Raw genomic sequence first — 18,917 nt, forward strand, 5'->3', positions numbered from 1 at the left:
AAACGGAGCTTTAGTTTTGTTCAGGGTTCTACTTCTTAATAAGCGATGGTCTAAAATTAGTTTCTTCTTATTTTTCGGAGCTAAATACTTTTATCTCATCCTCTTTATTCCACAGTTACACTTTTCGCCAAATTACGCGGTTTATCCACATCATATCCTCTTTGTAACGTAGCAAAATAAGCAATCAATTGAGTTGGAACAATGCTGACCAAAGAAGTCAGTAATGGATGAACATCCGGTAAAATCACTTGATCGGTTTCTTTAGCTAAGGAAGCTAAAGAGATCACAAAATTATGTGCTCCGCGACTTTCGACTTCCTTCAAATTTCCTCTCGTATGAGCAGCTGTTTTTTCATCCGTAATCACACCAAAAACTGGCGTCCCTTCTTCGATCAATGCGATCGTACCATGCTTTAATTCACCCGCAGCAAATCCCTCTGCCTGAATATAAGAAATTTCTTTTAATTTTAGTGCCGCTTCCATTGAAACATAATAGTCAGTACCACGACCAATATAAAAAGCATTTCTTGTAACAGCTAAATAATCTTCTACTAACTGACTGATCGTCATTTTATCATCAATGATCGTTTCCATCACTGATGCAATCACACTTAACTCGTGTGCAACATCAAAAGCTTTTGAGGCAGAACTTGCATTCTTATCACCGATTGCTTTAGCAAGTACCGCTAAAACTGCGATTTGAGCTGTATAAGCTTTAGTAGATGCGACAGCGATTTCAGGACCTGCATGCAGCAGTAAGGTATACATAGCCTCTCTAGACAGCGTAGACCCTGGAACATTTGTGAGTGTTAAGGATGGAAAACCTAAATCATTGATTTGAACCAATACTTGCCGACTATCAGCTGTTTCTCCACTTTGACTTAAAAAGATAAAGAACGGCTTATCTGAAAGCAGTGGCATATTATAACTAAATTCGCTCGACAAATGAACTTCGACTGGGATGCCCGCAACCTTTTCAATGATCGTTTTCCCGATCCAACCAGCATGATAACTAGTCCCGCAAGCAACGATATAGACACGGTCGCTTTCCCTGATTTTTTCAATGATCGTTTGATCGATCGTTGTTCTGCCGACTTGATCAGTATATTCCAGAATGATCCTGCGCATAACAGCCGGTTGATCATCGATTTCTTTTAACATGTAATAAGGATAGGTTCCTTTTTCAATATCACTCAAATCTAATTGTGCTTCATAAGAATCACGATAAACGAGCATTCCTGTTTCATCTTCGATCTCGATTTTATCTGCTTTGACCGTGACTAACTCGCCATCAGCGATTTCTACAAAGCGATTGGTTTGGCTAAGCATTGCCATCGCATCACTACAGATCACGTTAAAATCTTCTCCTAAACCGATCAATAACGGACTTTTATTTTTTGCGACATAAATCGTCTCTGGATCCTCTTTATTGATCAGCGCAAAAGCATAAGATCCTTTAATAACAGCCAATGCTTTTTTAAACGCTTCTTTTGTATTTTGTGTTTCTTTCGAAAAATGGGCAATCAAATGGACAACGATTTCGGTATCCGTTTCACCAGCTAGCTGTTCTCCTTGAAGATATTCCTGTTTGATTTCTTCAAAATTTTCGATCACACCATTATGCACCAAAATAAATTGGCGATTTCCTGCTGTATGAGGATGAGCATTCCGCTCACTCGGTTTACCGTGAGTCGCCCAGCGCGTATGTCCGATTCCGACAGTTCCTTGCACTTCTTGACCGATTTGAGCCTGAAGATCGGCGATTCGACCGAGTGATTTCACTAGATAATCCTGCGTATTTACTCCTGTCACAAAAATCCCAGCTGAATCGTATCCTCTATATTCTAACTTCTCTAGCCCTTGAACTAAAATATCCGTTGCATTTTCTTTTCCGACAATTCCTACAATTCCACACATAATGTCTATTTCCTACTTTCTTATTTGTCTTAGGTCATGATCAAAAAAACAGTCAAGAGGACATCAATGAGTTCCTGTTTATCTCATTTTTGTAATCATCAGAGTCTTTTTTGATCGATCATTATATGTTTCTATTCTGCTTAGCTGAATCTTTGTTATAATTTTGCAATTATTTTTTATTTCCAGCTTGTAGAGTGCAGTCCCTAGAGCTATCCGCCGAATGTTTCGATAAGCTCTTTCCTCGTCACCTGAAACAACAGGCCTGGCGCTATCCCTATATTGGTCTAACTATCCTCCTTAAATAAATTTCAATAGAAACTGCATTAATAATATAACTAAACTAATATATCTGTCAACTTTTAATTATAAAAATAAAATTGGTATACATAGAAACCTCTAAGAAAAAGGAATCTATGTATACCAATCATATACAAAAATAATGATTTATTCGCCAGCACCAACGGTTAAAATATGCTGGATCGGTATCTGCTCAGACTGTTTTTTTAATAATGTTCATAGGCATCTGCTGGCGTCCAGTAGTGGACACTAACACTTTATCCTCCGTATCATCTCGTGTGTTTCAAATATACGTACTTTCCGCTTGATCTTATTAGAAAAAGAAATACGCCCTTTCTCCCGTTAGCCATTCTATTAAAAAGGGTTATAAAATCTTCCCCCATTCACTTTAAATAAAGCAAAACTTAAAATTGTCAGGATCAGCGCCAAGCCAATTACGACAAGATCAGCTAAATGAAACGGTTGTTGTGCGTACCAAGTTCGTTTTTTCTTTTCACCAAAGCGTCGTAATTCCATCGCTGTACTGATTGTTTCAATTCGATCCAAACTAGATAAAATCAACGGAAAAACAATTTGAGCAGTCCCCTTCAATCGCTGGTTCAATTTCCCTTTTTTAGACATCTCAAAACCACGAGCCTGTTGCGCCAATGAAATATTGATAAAATCTTCTTGGATATCTGGAATGTAGCGAATCGCTAAGGCCACTGCGTAACTAATTTTATAACTAACTCCGATTCGATTTAAACTAGAGGCAAATTCACTCGGATTTGTCGTCAAAAGAAAAATCAGAACAAGCGGAATCGTACAAAAATATTTTAAGACTAAATTGAACTCATAAAATAATTGCTCCTGCGTGATCGTAAAACGTCCAATTCCTTGCCAGATCAATGTTTTCGAGCCATAAAGCGCAACGCCATATTCTGGAGAAAATAGATAGACTGCAATAATATTCATCAATGAAAAAACAAAAATAAACGTAACGACAAACGAAATTTGGTGCCATTTAATATGCGAGAACTTGAATAAGACGAGTGAAAATACCGTCATCCCAAGTAAAAAGCGCGTATCATAAGTTGTCATGCACGCTACAGACAACAAAATCAAGAAGATCAATTTTGCCGTACCGTTTATCTTATGAACCACTGTATCATCAGGAATATACCCTAGCATTTGATGTTCATTCATGTAAAACGGACCTCCTGATCATATGTCATAAAGTTTTTGGTAAATAGAAATGGATCAGCTAAATTCAAATGCTTAGCAAATGTGAATAAACTCGTTTCTTTCAATGATGCTTGTTCTACTAATTGAACATTTGTCAATACGTTGATAGGGGTCGTATCTGCGAGGATCTTCCCATCAGACAACACTAATGTACGCTCAGTATATTCCAGCATCAGGTGCATATCATGCGTAATCATCGCGATAGTCATGCCCATCTTGTTCAACTTTTTCAAGAAGCTCATCATTTCTGTGTAATGCTTAAAATCTTGTCCAGCTGTTGGTTCATCTAAAATAATCATTTCTGGTTCTAATACTAAAATTGATGCAATTGTTACTCGTTTTTTCTGACCAAAGCTAAGTGCCGATATTGGCCATTTTCGAAATGAATAAAGGCCGCAGATTTTTAATACTTTTTCAACTTGCTGATTGATTTCATCCTCTGGCAGCCCTTTTAATACTAAACCTAAAGCTACTTCTTCAAAAACCATTTTTTTAGAAATCATCTGATTTGGATTTTGCATAACAAAACCAATTTTATCTGCCCGTTCTTTGATCGAAAATTGTGTGAAGTCTTCATTCTGCCAGTTCATCTTTCCATTCTGAGGTGTAATAAACCCGCAGATAGCTTTACTCAATGTGGATTTCCCGGCACCATTTTTACCAACGATACTAAGCATTTCACCTTTATTGATCGTCACTGACACATCGTTCAGTACTAATCGACCATTTTTTTGATACTGGTACGTAATCTTTTCTAACGTCAACAACGGTTCCATTTTCTTTTGTTCAGATTCCTGTGATTGCTCTTTCATCCAGTTTTCCATTTGTTCCTTTAACTGAGGAGCTTGAACCTTTTCACTATCTGATAAATGTTCGACAGTGGTCAGATCCACGCCAGCATATTTCATTGCAGTTACATAAAGCGGCTCACGAATTCCTTTTTCTATAAGGATATTCGTTTTTAAGAGTTCATCTGCCGGCAAATCAGCGACGATCCGTCCATCATCAAAAACGATGACACGATCTACTGAACGATATAAAACATCTTCTAATCGATGCTCAATGATAACAACCGTGGTCTTCACCTGCTGATGAAGGTCGTCAATCAAAGCAATCGTTTCTTTTCCTGCTTTTGGATCGAGATTTGCCAAAGGCTCATCAAATAATAGGATAGGCGCTTCATTGATCAAAACGCCTGCCATGGATACACGTTGCTTTTGTCCTCCTGATAAATCCTGTGGCCGATGATGTAAAAAATCACTGATTTCGACCACTTCTGTCCATTTTTTGACTTCTTGTTTCATCGTTTCTTGCGCGACCGCATCATTTTCTAGTGCAAAAGCCACATCTTCTCCCACCGTCAAACCAATAAATTGACCATCTGTATCCTGAAGGACAGTTCCCACGTCAAATGACAAGTCAAATAAACTGGTTTGAGTCAACTCTTTCTCGTTGATCTTCACGCTTCCAGTAATTTCGCCTTCGTAACAGTATGGAATCAAGCCGTTGATACACTGGGCAAATGTCGATTTCCCACTGCCGCTGGGCCCTAAAATCAAGACTTTTTCCCCTTCATAGATTGTTAAATCGATAGTATGTAATGTCGGTTCAGCTTGGCTATGATACTGGAAGCTGAATTTATCAAACGTGATCAGTGGTTTTTTCATGGATGCCGCTCCTTTTTTCTATGTAAAAAAGACAAGAAAAGACGATTAGCTAAAACAGCCGTTTTTTCTTGTCCTTCATTTCTATTTTACTACATAACTAATCTTTTGTTAAACTCCCTTTTTTCGTTCGAGTTGCAGCATAAGCTGCCATCAATAATGTACCGATAATTCCAACAGCAATGATATTTAAGACCACTGCAATAACACCTTGTGTATAAACTTTACTGGCAGGCTCACTGTAAATCAAAACATCTAATGTCGGAGCGATCAATCCCCAAACTACAGCATTTCCAACTACTTGATATATATTAAAATGAATAATGTCTCTTTTCGTGAATTCGCCATGCTGTAGATCGATCTTTCTTCCTGCAAAGCCATAGATAACTCCAATGATTCCTGAACAAACGATCCAGCTCCACCAAGCACTGCCGTAAGTTGTGAAATCCTTTAATGTGTGTCCGATCAATCCGATCAGTCCACCTGCTACTGGTCCAAAAATAGCTGAAATCAATGCTAAAAACGGATACGCTGTCTCAAGGTTCGTATTTGGAAATCCTGTTGGAATCACTACAAATCGTCCTAAAATAACAAAAACAGCTGAACCAATGCCAATTGCTACGATCGTTTTTACTGAAAAATCTTTTTTCATTTTCTCCACTCCTACTCAAAAATAATCTTTGGTGCTTTTCTCAATTGGATCGTCCAGTCCGTGCCTGTTCCGATATGATATAATTTTGAGAATGAATCTTGGTTAACAGCCACTCCGATATTAACTAATGAGTTGACATACACCAACGGTTCCCCAATATTGACATCTGCAAATGATTTTGCAAATTTCATAATATTTTGATATACTTTTTTCTTTTTATGATAGATTGTCACTTGCAGCTGATCTCCATGACTGATTGCTGTTTCCTTTAGAAATGCTAAAGGAATATTCGTCCATAGTGACCCAAAACGAATGTCCAATACATCGATACTGCCTTCTAATATATGCTCATTTTGTGTTGCTTCGATCAACGGCAACGTTGTAATCGAAGCTGTATCAACAACACTGCCTAATTCTTCAAAAGAAATCTCATTACTAGCCAGACGCGCACCATTATACGCATAGATATCTCTACCATGAAACGTATGGCTTTCTTCTGAGTGTGGTAAGCGGCTGGTCACTTCATCAATTGCCCGAATTTCTTCGATTCCTTGATAGTGTAAAATGTGTGTTAACGAGCCATTATCCGGTGTGATGATGTAATGCCCTGAGCCTGTTTTCGCAACGATACTTCTGCGGGCGCTACCGACACCTGGATCGACTACTGAAACAAAAACAGTTCCTTTCGGCCAATATTTGACTGTTTGATACAACCGATAAGAAGCTGCCCAAATATCATATGGGGGAATCTCGTGGGTCAAGTCTTCAATGGTGATTTCATCGCTGACCATATGTGCCACGCCATACATTGCACTAACTGCACCATCACCAAGACCAAAATCTGTTTGTAAAACTAAATATTTTCCCATCTCATTACCCCTTTCATGTCTAAAATCACAAAAAATTGTCGCATTGAAACAATAGATCTAACTAGATCTGTCAATTCTCAAATAATACTACCTTTTTATCCCAAATCTGTCAACGAAATTATCGAACGATCCGCCTGAAATATAAATAATCATTCGTTTTTAAATCATAAAAAAAGACAAAATAATAACTTGAGTTGTTATCACTTTGCCTCTTTTTTTGTTGTTTCTATTTAACTATTCTACACCAATTTCAGCTTTCACGACATCGGCGATTTTATCCACATAATAATCTACTTTTTCTTGTGTTGGTGCCTCAGCCATCACACGTAGTAGCGGTTCAGTTCCAGATGGTCGAACTAAAATACGTCCATCACCGTTCATTTCTTGTTCCATCTGCTCAACCATTGCTTTGATTGCAGGAACCTCCATCGCACCGTGTTTATCCGTCACGCGAATATTTACAAGTTTTTGCGGATAAACGGTCACTTCTGCTGCTAACTCTGATAATTTTTTTCCAGTTTGTTTCATGACATTTAGCAATTGAATACCGGAAAGCATCCCATCGCCTGTTGTATTGTAATCTAAAAAGATCATATGTCCTGATTGTTCGCCACCAAAATTATAGTCGTTTTTACGCATTTCCTCTACGACATAGCGATCACCTACTTGTGTGATGACATCTTTCATTCCAGCTGCTTCAACAGCCTTACGGAAACCTAAATTACTCATCACAGTGGTTACGATCGTATCTTTTTTCAAACGATTTTTTTCTGCCAAATACTTCGCACAGATAAACATGATTTTATCCCCATCAATGATATTCCCAAGTTCATCTACTGCAATAATGCGGTCACCATCACCATCAAAGGCTAAACCTGCATCTGCATTTTTTTCGACAACCATTTCTGCTAGTTTTTCGGGATGTGTTGAACCAACACCATCATTGATATTCAGTCCATTTGGACTAGTACCCATAGTAAAGAACTCTGTTTCTAAATCTGCAAATAAACGGTTAACTGAAGTTGCAGTCGCTCCATTGGCAGCGTCGATACAAACAGTGATCCCTGATAAATCGCCTGGAATTGTTTGAACTAGGAATTGTGAATATTTCAATAAGCCTTCCGGAAATTCATCTAATGAACCTAAACCTTCTGCAGAAGGACGAGGCAATGTATCTTCATTTGCATCAAGTAATGCTTCGATTTCCAACTCTTGATCGTCGACTAATTTAAAGCCATCTGAACCAAAGAATTTGATCCCATTATCCTCAGCAGGATTATGAGAAGCAGAAATCATGACCCCAGCAGACGCTTTTTGCAGTCTGGTTAGATAAGCAACACCAGGTGTTGAGATAACGCCTAACTGGAATACTTCAATTCCTACTGACAATAATCCGGCAATCAGCGCTTGCTCCAATAATTGTCCGGAAATACGTGTATCCCGACCAACCAGCACTCTTGGACGACGTGTAGAATCTTCATGTTGACTAAGTACATATCCGCCAAAACGGCCCAATTTAAACGCTAATTCTGGTGTCAATTCCTTATTTGCAATTCCTCGAACACCATCTGTTCCAAAATATTTACCCATCTTAACTCTCCTTCTACTATATAAAGGTTTGTTTATTCTTTTGATACAAGCCCAAACAAATCCTTTAATCACTCAATTTATCTTGTTGATTCAGTAGTATCATTTTCTTTTGGTGCTTCATTCGTTGTTGTTTCTGTGACTGGTCTACTGGATGATGATGAACTAGACGACGAACTGACAGAGCCACTTGAAGGGGTAGAAGTCGGGGTTTCCTGACTTGGATCCACTCCCGTCGCTCCTTGGCTACTATTCGTTTCCGAATAATTAACACTACTGTCTGTAAAAATCGGATTGATCGTTACTTCTACTTCCTCAGGTGAAACAATATAATCTGAACTCGTTGGTATCTTAACTTTCTTCTTAGTAGATGATCTTATATTGCTAATATCTACGGGAACTTCAATTGCATCGATCGAATCTAAAATAGAGTTAGATCCTCTGATCTCTGCTTTCAACTTCGAAAGACTAAATGTATAATTCGCTACCCCTGACGGCGGCGATCCTGTAGGAACTACTGACAATCCTACTTCTTTTGATGGCAATGACAATTCTACTACTACTTTGACCTGCGGCGCCGGGTTTTCAATACTTAATACTTGCCCTTTATTGTCAAGTGCCTGGACATTCACCGTTTGTTTGATCGTATCCACGGATTGCTTAACATTTGATAACGGCGCAACAACTCGTTCGATCGCTTTTGCTGTTTCTTCACCTGTCGTGATATCGACTTTTTTAGGACTGATCGTCGTTTTTTCTACAGTATATCCTTCTGCTTCAATGGATTCAGGTAATTGTACCTGCACATCAAAGGCTTGAGTCACTTTGTTCTCGACAGTAACAGTGATTGTTTTAGGCTCGATCTCAGCAGTGACTGCCGTACTCAATCCTTTGACTCTCAACTGGATCTCAGAAGTGCCAAGTGAGGTCTTGGTTAAATCGGCAACTACTTGAAAATTCCGAGTATCTTCATTTGATTCGCGGTTTAACTGGATTCTGTTTGCACTACTTAAATGAACATTGACTGTTTCTTCATACCCCGAAACGAAGTATTTATCTTGGTCATATTCTAGTTGAACTGGAATATTGTAGAGCATTTCATCATATACTTGATTCGTATTGACTAAAACAGAGGAATTGTTTGACGCATTTGCATTGAAAAATAGCAATAATGCAAATAATAATGCGAGTAATGCAGAAAACCAATTGCTTTGAGAGGGTCGTTTCATTTCTTTTTCGCCCCTTTCGTTACACCATCGATAAAGTGCTGCAAAAGATTCTTTTTATCTTTGTTTCCTTCTTCTGGAACTAGTTCTGCTCGAAGAATTTTAAGATATTCTTCCTGAGTCAAACGCGGAATCAGATCATTATTCAAAGTCAAGCTAACATCGCCTGTTTCTTCTGACACGATGATTGTTATCGCATCACTGACTTCGCTGATTCCGACCGCCGCTCTGTGACGGGTCCCAAATTCCTTAGGGATCAAATTACTTTCTGACAATGGCAAGTAGGCACTTGCAACAGCAATTTTTCCTTGCTTTACGATCACCGCACCATCGTGTAAAGGTGTATTAGGAATAAAAATGTTGATCAGCAATTCTCCTGATATATCTGCATCTAGATCGATCCCTGTTTCGATATATTCGTCTAATCCTGTATTTCGCTCGACGGTGATCAGCGCACCGATTTTCCGTTTTGACATATACTGGATCGCTTTATCAAAAGCCAGGATCATCTTCTCATCTTCCTGCTGCTCAGATCTTGTTGCTCTAAAAAAAGAACTGCGACCTAAATGTTCCAGCCCGCGCCGGACTTCTGGTTGAAAAATAACGACAGCAGCAATCACACCATACATGATTACTTGATTCATCAACCATGATAATGTATGTAGTCCAATGATCTCACTCAGTATCCGAATGACTATAAAAACTGCGACTCCTTTAAGCAACTGAACAGCTTTGGTTCCTCGAACGAGCATAATCAGCTTATAGACCAGATACCAAACAACTAAGATATCAATAATATTGATAATATAATCACGGGATAAGAAATCTGATGATATCAATTGCTGCCAATAATTTAAGTCGAATAATCGACTAAGTTGAAAAGACATCATAAACCTCACTTCTCTCTGAAGATTTCTTTATTAGTATACCATACTCTTTTATTCGGTTACAGAAAGGAGAATAAAAGATAGAAAAAATTTATGAAATGAATTGTAAAATAACACATTAATAAATGAACGTACGCTTTTTTGTTCAGCGTTTTTTTAAGTATGCACTGCCAGCTAAATGAATACTTGCTAAAACTGCAAAAATACTGGTAGTCAAAAGATTGCTTACACGAACTAGACAGATCGTGACTAAAATGAAAATAGCCAGCAACTCCAGAAAGAAAGCGAGCAAAGCATTCATCGCTTGAAAAAATTTCATATACTCACTCCATTTTTAAAGCAATCACAGCAATGGCTGGATAGAACCATAAAGTTACATCCAGCCACTCCATTGATTATTCTTCTGTTTTTGCTCGTTTCGCTGCCCGTTCTGCACGTCTAGCTTCCGCTTCTGGATCAACCATACGTTCTTTTTTGACACGCGGAGCCTTTTCAGCAACTACGTCTATATCTGTTTTTTCCAGTTTTGCCTTGATTTTTTCTTCTTGGCCAGCCATTCGCGCATAATTATAGAAACGATTCTTCGCATCATCTACTGTCTTATCGAATAACTTACCAGCAAATTCCGGCTGAGTGGATTCTAAAGAAGAGAAACGAACTTGTTTACGCATAAAGTCTTTCATTTCAGCAAAATTCGGTTTTTTATAATCCAAAGTCATTGGATTTTTTCCTGCTTCTCTAAGTTCAGGATTATAACGATATAGCGACCAATAGCCGGAATTGACTGCTTCTTTCGCTTCCTGTAAGGTCTTGCTCATACCGCCCGCTAAGCCATGAGTGATACAAGGTGTGTAGGCAATGATGATCGAAGGTCCAGGGAAGCGTTCAGCTTCTTCAAATGCTTTGATCGTTTGCATTTGATTGGCGCCAGATGCAATTTGCGCTACATAGACATTGCCGTAGGTCATCGCCATCATTCCCAAATCTTTTTTAGAAACATATTTTCCGCTGGCAGAAAACTTGGCAATTGCAGATGCGGGTGTTGCTTTTGAGGTTTGTCCGCCAGTATTCGAGTATACCTCATTATCTAAAACCAACATATTTACATCAGCCCCACTGGCAAGTACGTGATCGATCCCGCCGTACCCAATATCATACGCCCAACCGTCACCGCCGATCATCCACTGACTATTTTTCACAAATAAATCATGATCAGCGTATACTGTTTCTAAAGCAGGCTGGTTCGTTTTTTCATCCAATAATGCTGCTTTCAATTTCGCCGCACGCTGCTGAGTTCCCTCACCAGTATGCATATGCTCGATCCAGTCTTCCATCAATAATTTTAATTCCGGAGAAGCAAAAGGCATCGCTTGTGTCATCTTCAAGGCTAAATGTTCACGGCGTGTTTGATTCGCCAATAGCATTCCATAGCCAAATTCAGCATTGTCTTCCAACAAAGAGTTAGACCAAGCAGGTCCTTGACCTTCATCATTTGTCGTATAAGGTGAAACAGGAGCGGCACCGCCCCAAATGGAAGAGCAGCCTGTGGCATTTGCAATCATCATACGATCGCCAAACATTTGCGTTAGTAATTTTACGTACGGTGTTTCACCACAGCCGGAACAAGCGCCAGAAAATTCCAGTAATGGTTTATTGAATTGTGTTCCTAAAACCGTATTTGGTTTAGCAGGGTTTTCTTTTTGTTTCAAGGTCATTGAAAAGGCCCAGTTCATCGCTTGTTCTTTTTGCTCTTCGTATGGTTTCATCACTAAAGCTTTGCCTTTAGCTGGACATGCATCGACACACAAACCACAGCCTGTACAATCCTCAACGGAAACTTGAATACGATACTTCAAGCCGTCTTTGCCGCGCATTTCTCTTACGATATATCCTTCTGGGGCTTCTTCCATCTCCTCATCATCTGCGAGGAACGGACGAATCGCTGCATGGGGGCATACGAATGCACATTCATTACACATGGTGCAACGGTCGCTGATCCATTCTGGAACTTCAACCGCAATGCCGCGTTTTTCAACAGCCGTTGTTCCAAGCGGCATCCGACCATCAGTCATATCGTTTTTGATAAACGCTCCAACAGGAAGTTCATTTCCTTCCTGACGATTGATTGGTTCGACAATTTCATGAACATAATCCGTTACGTTCGCTTTGCGGACTTTCGGTTTAACTTCTATTGTCTTCCATGCCTCAGGTACTTCTACTTTATGCAGTAGCTCTACTGTACGTTCGATCGCCTGCACATTTTTTTCTACGACAGCCATCGACTTTCTAGCATAACTTTTGTGGGCTTCTTCTTTTAAGATCGGCAGCACTTCGTCAAATGGCATGATGTCAGCAAGTTTGAAGAAAGCTGTTTCCATCGCCGTATTGATGCGACCGCCTAAGCCAACTTCGCTCGCTAATTTAACTGCATTGATCGTGTAGAAATTGATTTCATTTTCAGCAAGGTATTTTTTCAGTTTGTTTGGTAAGAAGCGTTCTAATTGTTCATCATTCCAAACGGTATTCAGTAAAAACGTACCACCTTTTTTCAAGCCCTTCACTAAATCATACGTATGCAAATAGGCAGCTGTATGACAAGCAACAAAATCAGCATGTTCGATCAAGTAAGTTGAGCGGATCGGTGTCTCACCAAAACGTAAATGAGAGACAGTTAAACCGCCTGATTTTTTTGAATCATAGTAAAAGAAGCCTTGTGCGTATTTATCTGTATGATCACCAATGATTTTGATTGCTGATTTATTTGCACCAACTGTACCATCTGAACCGAAGCCCCAGAATTTTGCCTGATAGGTTTTGGGATTCGTTAGATCAAGGGCCTCTCCACAATCAAGTGAAGTATAAGTGACATCGTCAACGATCCCGATCGTAAAGCGTGATTTTGCTGCTTTCTTTTCTTTTTTTAGTTCGTCATAAATCGCGACGATTTGATTTGGTAAGACATCTTTTGAACCTAATCCGTAACGTCCGCCGATGATCATTGGACGTAATTCTGATTCATACATCGCACTTTGAACATCTAATAATAACGGTTCTCCACCGGCACCTGGCTCTTTGGTACGATCCATCACCGCAATGGCCTTAACTGTTTTTGGCATTTTTTCTAAAAAGGTTTCAACTGGAAATGGACGATATAGATGAATATTTAAGAATCCAACTTTTCGTCCTTGCTTTGCCAAATAATCGATCGTCTGCTCGATTGCTTGAGCGGCAGAGCCCATTGAAACGATCACTTCTTCAGCATCTTCTGCACCATAATAAGTGACTAAGTCATAGTCTGTTCCTCTTAAAGCATTGATTTCATCCATATAATGTTTCACGATCGTTGGAATTTCTTCATAGTAACGGTTGATCGTTTCACGTTGTTGAAAATGGATATCTGGATTTTGATTCGTTCCGCTAACGGAAGGATGATTTGGGTTCATGCTTCTGCTACGGAATTCTTTGACTTTTTCTTGATTTAATAATGGTGCTAGCTCTTCATATTCAAGTACTTCGATTTTTTGAATTTCATGACTTGTTCTGAAGCCATCGAAAAAGTTAATAAATGGTACGCTTGATTCGACTGAAGCCAAATGAGCAACGGCCGATAAATCCATCACTTCCTGCACACTGCTCTCACACAACATGGCAAATCCAGTTTGGCGGGCAGCCATCACATCCCCATGATCGCCAAAAATATTCAGCGCATTTGTGGTTACAGCCCGACTGGCAACGTGGAATACTGATGGCAGTAATTCCCCAGCGATTTTGTACATATTCGGGATCATCAATAATAAACCTTGTGAAGCTGTATATGTCGTTGTCAAAGCGCCTGTTTTCAATGAGCCGTGTACGACTCCTGCTGCTCCAGCTTCTGACTGCATTTCAACAATTTTGACCGGTTGACCAAAGATATTTTCTTTGCCTTCTGCTGACCATTGATCAACTAATTCAGCCATTGTTGAGCTGGGTGTGATTGGGTAAATAGCTGCTAGTTCTGTAAAAGCATACGATATGTAAGCAGCTGCTGTATTTCCATCCATCGTCTTCATTTTTCGCATTATGATCGTCATCATCCTTCTATTATATAAGTAGAATAGTTGCACGCATATTCTTGTTTATTATAACGGAAACGAATTGATTTTGAAACGGTTTGTCGAACTTTTTCACAAACTTTTACACATTTCTTACTTTTCACATGGAAAGATTTGACTATATTTAGCTAAAAACAGAAAAAGGACTTCACAAACTCTACTTTTTGCGTAAGTAAAATTTGGGAAGATCCTTCAAAAATAATTACTTTACTTTTTTCTTAAATCGACAACCTTTTTCAGCTAAGCGGCGGATCACTTGATAAAACCAGTCATCTTTTGGCGAAATCCAATTCTTTTTGATCTGCATCCGCTGAGTTGGATCAAAATAATGAGGTGGCGTACCATCTAATCGATTATGGCTCTTGGTCGCATCATACCGAGGGCGTTCGCCGTAATTGAAAGATTCACCGTTGGCGATCGGCATTTTCTGGTAGACTGTTTCTTGTGTTTTCGTCGTCCACTGGCTGATCAGCTCTCCTGCTTCATCAATAATAAATTCACTATGATAATCAGCAGATAAAATTTTTCGATAGAAGCCGCGCTTTCTGATTTTTTTGAGCAATCCTCTTTTTGTTAACACTCGTTGCCCACTACGAATATCATCTGCAGTCACATCTATACCTAAAAGGGCTCGATTGTGATACTGAGGGTCTGCGTAAAACCACTTGTTTTTTAGGATCTTTTTGATTGCTGCTTCATCAGTGGGAAGATTATGCTTTGCACGGTATTTTTTTACGTATAATACATTATGTTTGTCTAATTGATGGCGAAATTGATGCAGCATGGTTTCATCAGGATAATTTTTTTTGAGAGTTGATCGGTCTATCTTTTTATCTGAGTCTTTGATTTCCAATCCATTCGGATACGCTCTTTGAACAGTTTTTGCAAAAATATCTAAAAAAGAAGAGCCTGGAGCCATCTCAGGGTCGAAGCAATGATCAGAATGAGCCATTTCCAGATCGTTCTGTTCATTCAGAAAGCCCCCTAATTGTTGTATGACTAAGTGGATCTTTTCTTTGTCAGGTAAGTTGCTATGAATAAATAATTGTTCATACAAAGGAGAGCCAATAAGGGAAAGTTTCTTTTTAGAACTGTTGAGAATTTCAGTATAATGATCATCTGCCAAGTCAACCATGCTTTTTATATAAACAATATATGCAAAAATAGCTTTACTATCCCAGTTCATTGATTGAAGATTGTTGGTTTGTTTCAATACTTTCTTTTTATAGGTATGAAATTCTTCCTTTGAAAGCTTTTTCGGTTTCTCCAGCTTAGTTTCAAAGCAATGACTTTGTTCTAACTCTTTCATCGTTCGCATAGAAACTCACCGACTTTCTATTTTTCTTTTTGACACTCCCATTTTATCAAAAAATAGAGTAATCAGAAACATTTCTGACTACTCTACTAATCCAGTCTTTTTTAAAAAATCCCTGCTTGATTCAAAGAATCCACGTACTCTTTGATATTTTCTGAATAGACGATACTGAATTCACCTGTTGTCCAATAGTTCAGCCAACGCATGATGTAATTTGCGTCTTTATCTTTCCAAGGGTGCTCAATACTATCTTGGTAATACTCATTATACTCGGGTTTAACTTCTATTGATTGATTAGGAATATTCGTTCTACCTGACCACCATTCTAATTCATATTCGTTCTCTCTTTTGTGCAATGCTAATGAACCAGTACTTGCATAGCGGTATTCACCGTTCTTTGTTTTTTCTATGACATAATACTTATTGAACGTATCAAAATAAGAATACCCATTCATCTTTGGAGGTAGTAGCACGTCTGGGTTATCTTTTCTTTCTTTTGACACCTTCAATCCTGAAACATAGTTCTTGCTTCCATATCTTTCCTCTTCTTTAGCTTTAGATACGGCTCCTATACTAGAAATACGGACAAGTTGTTCGCTATAATCTATTAAAGGAGTTTTTATTATGCAGACAAAAAACACAGCTACAAGATATTCAAAAGAGTTTAGAGAATCCATGATTTCATTAAGTCAGACCGGTCGGTCTGCGAACTCACTATCGAAAGAATACAATGTAAGTGTCTCTACACTTACGAAATGGATACGGCAGGCAGATCCATTGGATCGAAATGTTCTTTCAATAAAAGAGCAAGAATTGCTAAAAGAAAATAAACGCTTGAAAGAAGAAAATGCTATTTTAAAGCGAGCGGCGGTGCTTTTGGCAAAGAGTTGATGGCCAAAGGACGAGCGACTGTCTTACGAGTCGTTCGTGTCAATTTAGAAGCAAAGCACCGCATTACTCGTATTTTAAGGGTTCTTAAAATCCCAAGAACCACCTATTATGCGTATTTAAACTGGATGCCTAGCGATCGAATGCGCAGACGCCAACAGATAAAAGAAAAGGTATTGAAATCCTGGTTAGCCTATCCGATGTATGGATATCCAAGAATGACAAAATATTTTAAAGAAGAACTGAATATCCCTGTCAGTCGTTACCTAATTTATCGTTTAATGCGTGAATTAGGGATTCACTCTCGGATGATAAAGAAAATGAAAAAACCTAAATCTTATACTGAAGTCGCTCAATTACCTAATCTAATCAGAAAAAAGAGTGATTGGTCTAAGGTTCTTTTAACGGATATCACGTATATTCCAGTGAGAGGAAAGTGGGCGTATTTAGCCAGTCTCTATCATCCAGAAACCCGTCGGGTTATTGCTCATAAAGTTGGTGCCCACATGACGAAAGAATTAGCAACAAGCGTGCTAGAAAAAGTAAATTTACAGGCACAAGGAATAGAAATAGTACACAGCGACATGGGAAGCCAATACACAAGCGACTTATTTAATCAGACATTAACGAATAAAAAAATAAAGCATTCTTATTCAAGAAAAGGTTGTCCAGGGGACAACGCAAGAATAGAGAGCTTCCACTCTATTTTGAAACGCGAATATGTGAATTTCCAATCCTTTAAAACACTTGAGGAAGCCATCGTTGGCATTGACAGTTACATTCGTTGGTACAATACAGATCGAATTTCTCTTGTTGCTTAGTAACGTCCCCTTTTTTCAAAAAAAGACGATTGAAGGGGTTATTTAAGTGCGTCTTCTTTTGATCAGTAGAGAAATGTGCCGTCTAATTTAGAGGCATTGGTTCACACGTCTCTTTTATTTATTATTTTTAATGAGCATTAAGCAATTCTTTCGCCTTTTTTTGTTCGGAGTATTGACATAGGAGCCCATTCACCGTGGTAGCCAATTTTGGTCCAACTTTAGCAGTAAGTTCACCTTTCACATCAAATACTTCCTCTTTATCAAGTACTTTAGCGGATGCCGTATGAACCAAGTTTCCGTCTCTATATCCTGCTTCAGCTTCAAAAGAATTGACTAGCTTATATCTTATTTCTAATTTTCCATCTAACTCTGCATGAACATAAATCACAAATTTGATCGTTGTTGGTCCACCTGTTGGTATTTCCAGCGTTCCCAAAGGAAACTGATTTTTGTCAGTCTCTATCTTCCCCTTAACAACTATTCCCGTACTAATCTCAGTTTTAAGTTTCGGCTTAACAACAATCGTGGAGGCTTCAAGATTTAAAAAATCGACATCGACATCCGTCTCAACTACACCATCCAGCTTTAACTCAATTTCTCCTTTTATTGGAGATTTTTCAGAACCTATTTTTGTTTTAACATTCAAAGTAGCATTGCGTGCTTTTTGTTTCACAAGCTCCACGCCTTCTGCCGGGGTAAATTTTCCTTCTGAAACATTGACTGTACCATTGTATTGCGTATTTTCCAGCACTTGATTGGCTTGAACCTGATCCACAGTTAAAACTGTTTGCTCTTTTTTTTCTTCTTTTTCAACAACTTCAACACCTAAACCTCCAAGGTTTTCTGTATCTGGTGATAAAAGAATTTTATCACCAGCTTCGATATTGAGTGTCTCATCTACTATAAGTGTTTTTTTATCCTCTGAAAGTGTGTAAGAGTCTTTTTTCTTGTCGAAATAAATCGTTGAGCTTAGTAGCTCGATTTCTCCCTGCTTCGACTTTATAGTTCTTCCTAAAAGAAGACTACCTTTTGTTTCTTTCACTTGAATATCATCATCAGATTTAGCGGTCACTGTTACTTCAAAATCTTTCCCCGACAAACGATACGTTTGATCAACAATTAAATGAGTAAACAAATATCCATCTTTATCTGTTTTGAAAGATTCTATTAGCTTATCGCCAATGTGTAGCTCTAATTTTTGATCGTTTAAACTTTCCGTATTCTCTTTGATCGCCTGTCCAGCAAACGTCAGCTTATTTAATTCTGTCTGTTTTGCAGTATCTTTTTGACTATTCTTTTTACTGTTACTATTCTCTGTCACCTGACTATTTCCATCAGTATCGTTGAAATTTGATGTTCGATCTGCTTGAGAACAACCATTCAAAAGAAAAATAAAAAAGACACATCCCAACAATCTAACTATATTTTTCATTCCCCACACTCCTCAACTATTTTTAGCTATTAAAAAAATGCCCCA

The 18,917-nt window shown here is 38.6% G+C and carries 14 protein-coding genes; 1 reads left to right on the forward strand and 13 read right to left on the reverse strand.

Annotated elements, in window-relative coordinates; genetic code table 11:
- Nucleotides 1-104: 104 nt before the first annotated feature.
- The 12 genes from glmS to CC204_RS07415 all read right to left on the reverse strand — a co-directional run bounded on the left by glmS (nt 105) and on the right by CC204_RS07415 (nt 16,234).
- Nucleotides 105-1,916 carry a glutamine--fructose-6-phosphate transaminase (isomerizing) gene (gene glmS / locus CC204_RS07365; protein ID WP_088269596.1) on the reverse strand — a complete coding sequence of 604 codons (1,812 nt, stop codon included), beginning with the start codon at nt 1,914-1,916 and terminating at the stop codon, nt 105-107.
- A 651-nt stretch (nt 1,917-2,567) separates the two neighbouring features.
- Nucleotides 2,568-3,398, reverse strand: coding sequence for an energy-coupling factor transporter transmembrane component T family protein (locus CC204_RS07370; protein WP_088269597.1), 831 nt, complete (start codon nt 3,396-3,398; stop codon nt 2,568-2,570).
- Nucleotides 3,395-5,104, reverse strand: coding sequence for an ABC transporter ATP-binding protein (locus tag CC204_RS07375; protein ID WP_088269598.1), 1,710 nt, complete (start codon nt 5,102-5,104; stop codon nt 3,395-3,397). The genes CC204_RS07370 and CC204_RS07375 overlap by 4 nt, the downstream gene beginning before the upstream one ends.
- A gap of 97 nt (nt 5,105-5,201) precedes the next feature.
- Nucleotides 5,202-5,753, reverse strand: coding sequence for an ECF-type riboflavin transporter substrate-binding protein (locus CC204_RS07380; RefSeq protein WP_087641134.1), 552 nt, complete (start codon nt 5,751-5,753; stop codon nt 5,202-5,204).
- Nucleotides 5,754-5,764: 11 nt separating this feature from the next.
- On the reverse strand, nt 5,765-6,622 hold the full coding sequence (locus CC204_RS07385; protein ID WP_088269599.1) for an SAM hydrolase/SAM-dependent halogenase family protein: 858 nt from the start codon (nt 6,620-6,622) through the stop codon (nt 5,765-5,767).
- Between the two features lie 234 nt (nt 6,623-6,856).
- Complete coding sequence (glmM, locus tag CC204_RS07390; protein ID WP_088269600.1) at nt 6,857-8,212, reverse strand: phosphoglucosamine mutase; 1,356 nt, start codon at nt 8,210-8,212, stop codon at nt 6,857-6,859.
- A gap of 77 nt (nt 8,213-8,289) precedes the next feature.
- The gene (locus CC204_RS07395) at nt 8,290-9,438 is read right to left on the reverse strand and encodes a CdaR family protein (RefSeq protein WP_088269601.1); all 1,149 of its coding nucleotides are present in this window, start codon (nt 9,436-9,438) and stop codon (nt 8,290-8,292) included.
- On the reverse strand, nt 9,435-10,322 hold the full coding sequence (cdaA, locus tag CC204_RS07400; protein ID WP_088269602.1) for a diadenylate cyclase CdaA: 888 nt from the start codon (nt 10,320-10,322) through the stop codon (nt 9,435-9,437). Before cdaA ends, CC204_RS07395 begins: the two co-directional genes overlap by 4 nt.
- Before the next feature lie 145 nt (nt 10,323-10,467).
- Nucleotides 10,468-10,641: a hypothetical protein gene (locus CC204_RS21150; protein WP_157894256.1), complete on the reverse strand. Its 174-nt coding sequence runs from the start codon at nt 10,639-10,641 to the stop codon at nt 10,468-10,470.
- Nucleotides 10,642-10,717: 76 nt separating this feature from the next.
- Complete coding sequence (nifJ, locus tag CC204_RS07405; protein ID WP_088269603.1) at nt 10,718-14,383, reverse strand: pyruvate:ferredoxin (flavodoxin) oxidoreductase; 3,666 nt, start codon at nt 14,381-14,383, stop codon at nt 10,718-10,720.
- A gap of 235 nt (nt 14,384-14,618) precedes the next feature.
- Nucleotides 14,619-15,734: a DUF3114 domain-containing protein gene (locus CC204_RS07410; RefSeq protein WP_088269604.1), complete on the reverse strand. Its 1,116-nt coding sequence runs from the start codon at nt 15,732-15,734 to the stop codon at nt 14,619-14,621.
- Nucleotides 15,735-15,835: 101 nt separating this feature from the next.
- Nucleotides 15,836-16,234: a hypothetical protein gene (locus tag CC204_RS07415; protein ID WP_157894257.1), complete on the reverse strand. Its 399-nt coding sequence runs from the start codon at nt 16,232-16,234 to the stop codon at nt 15,836-15,838.
- A 121-nt stretch (nt 16,235-16,355) separates the two neighbouring features.
- Between CC204_RS07415 and CC204_RS07425 the strand changes: the two genes are divergently transcribed.
- Nucleotides 16,356-17,440 (forward strand): IS3 family transposase gene (locus tag CC204_RS07425; protein ID WP_120308903.1). Its coding sequence is split into 2 segments (ribosomal slippage): nt 16,356-16,593 and nt 16,593-17,440, totalling 1,086 coding nucleotides; the frame shifts between segments, so codons are not numbered across the junction.
- 127 nt (nt 17,441-17,567) lie between these two features.
- On the opposite strand, the gene CC204_RS07430 is transcribed toward CC204_RS07425, so the two are convergent.
- Nucleotides 17,568-18,872 carry a hypothetical protein gene (locus tag CC204_RS07430; RefSeq protein ID WP_088269608.1) on the reverse strand — a complete coding sequence of 435 codons (1,305 nt, stop codon included), beginning with the start codon at nt 18,870-18,872 and terminating at the stop codon, nt 17,568-17,570.
- Between the last annotated feature and the right edge of the window lie 45 nt (nt 18,873-18,917).

Origin of the sequence: Enterococcus wangshanyuanii, from assembly GCF_002197645.1 — a bacterium.
In the GTDB taxonomy this organism is placed as follows: Bacteria; Bacillota; Bacilli; order Lactobacillales; family Enterococcaceae; genus Enterococcus_L; species Enterococcus_L wangshanyuanii.

What these genes read in the sequence shown, in the direction of transcription:
- CC204_RS07375 (WP_088269598.1), bottom strand. Translation starts at nt 5,104, where the DNA reads ATGAAAAAACCACTGATCACGTTTGATAAATTCAGCTTCCAGTATCAT.
- CC204_RS07430 (WP_088269608.1), bottom strand. Translation starts at nt 18,872, where the DNA reads ATGAAAAATATAGTTAGATTGTTGGGATGTGTCTTTTTTATTTTTCTT.
- CC204_RS21150 (WP_157894256.1), bottom strand. Translation starts at nt 10,641, where the DNA reads ATGAAATTTTTTCAAGCGATGAATGCTTTGCTCGCTTTCTTTCTGGAG.
- glmS (WP_088269596.1), bottom strand. Translation starts at nt 1,916, where the DNA reads ATGTGTGGAATTGTAGGAATTGTCGGAAAAGAAAATGCAACGGATATT.
- glmM (WP_088269600.1), bottom strand. Translation starts at nt 8,212, where the DNA reads ATGGGTAAATATTTTGGAACAGATGGTGTTCGAGGAATTGCAAATAAG.
- CC204_RS07380 (WP_087641134.1), bottom strand. Translation starts at nt 5,753, where the DNA reads ATGAAAAAAGATTTTTCAGTAAAAACGATCGTAGCAATTGGCATTGGT.
- CC204_RS07370 (WP_088269597.1), bottom strand. Translation starts at nt 3,398, where the DNA reads ATGAATGAACATCAAATGCTAGGGTATATTCCTGATGATACAGTGGTT.
- nifJ (WP_088269603.1), bottom strand. Translation starts at nt 14,383, where the DNA reads ATGCGAAAAATGAAGACGATGGATGGAAATACAGCAGCTGCTTACATA.
- CC204_RS07410 (WP_088269604.1), bottom strand. Translation starts at nt 15,734, where the DNA reads ATGCGAACGATGAAAGAGTTAGAACAAAGTCATTGCTTTGAAACTAAG.
- CC204_RS07385 (WP_088269599.1), bottom strand. Translation starts at nt 6,622, where the DNA reads ATGGGAAAATATTTAGTTTTACAAACAGATTTTGGTCTTGGTGATGGT.
- cdaA (WP_088269602.1), bottom strand. Translation starts at nt 10,322, where the DNA reads ATGTCTTTTCAACTTAGTCGATTATTCGACTTAAATTATTGGCAGCAA.
- CC204_RS07395 (WP_088269601.1), bottom strand. Translation starts at nt 9,438, where the DNA reads ATGAAACGACCCTCTCAAAGCAATTGGTTTTCTGCATTACTCGCATTA.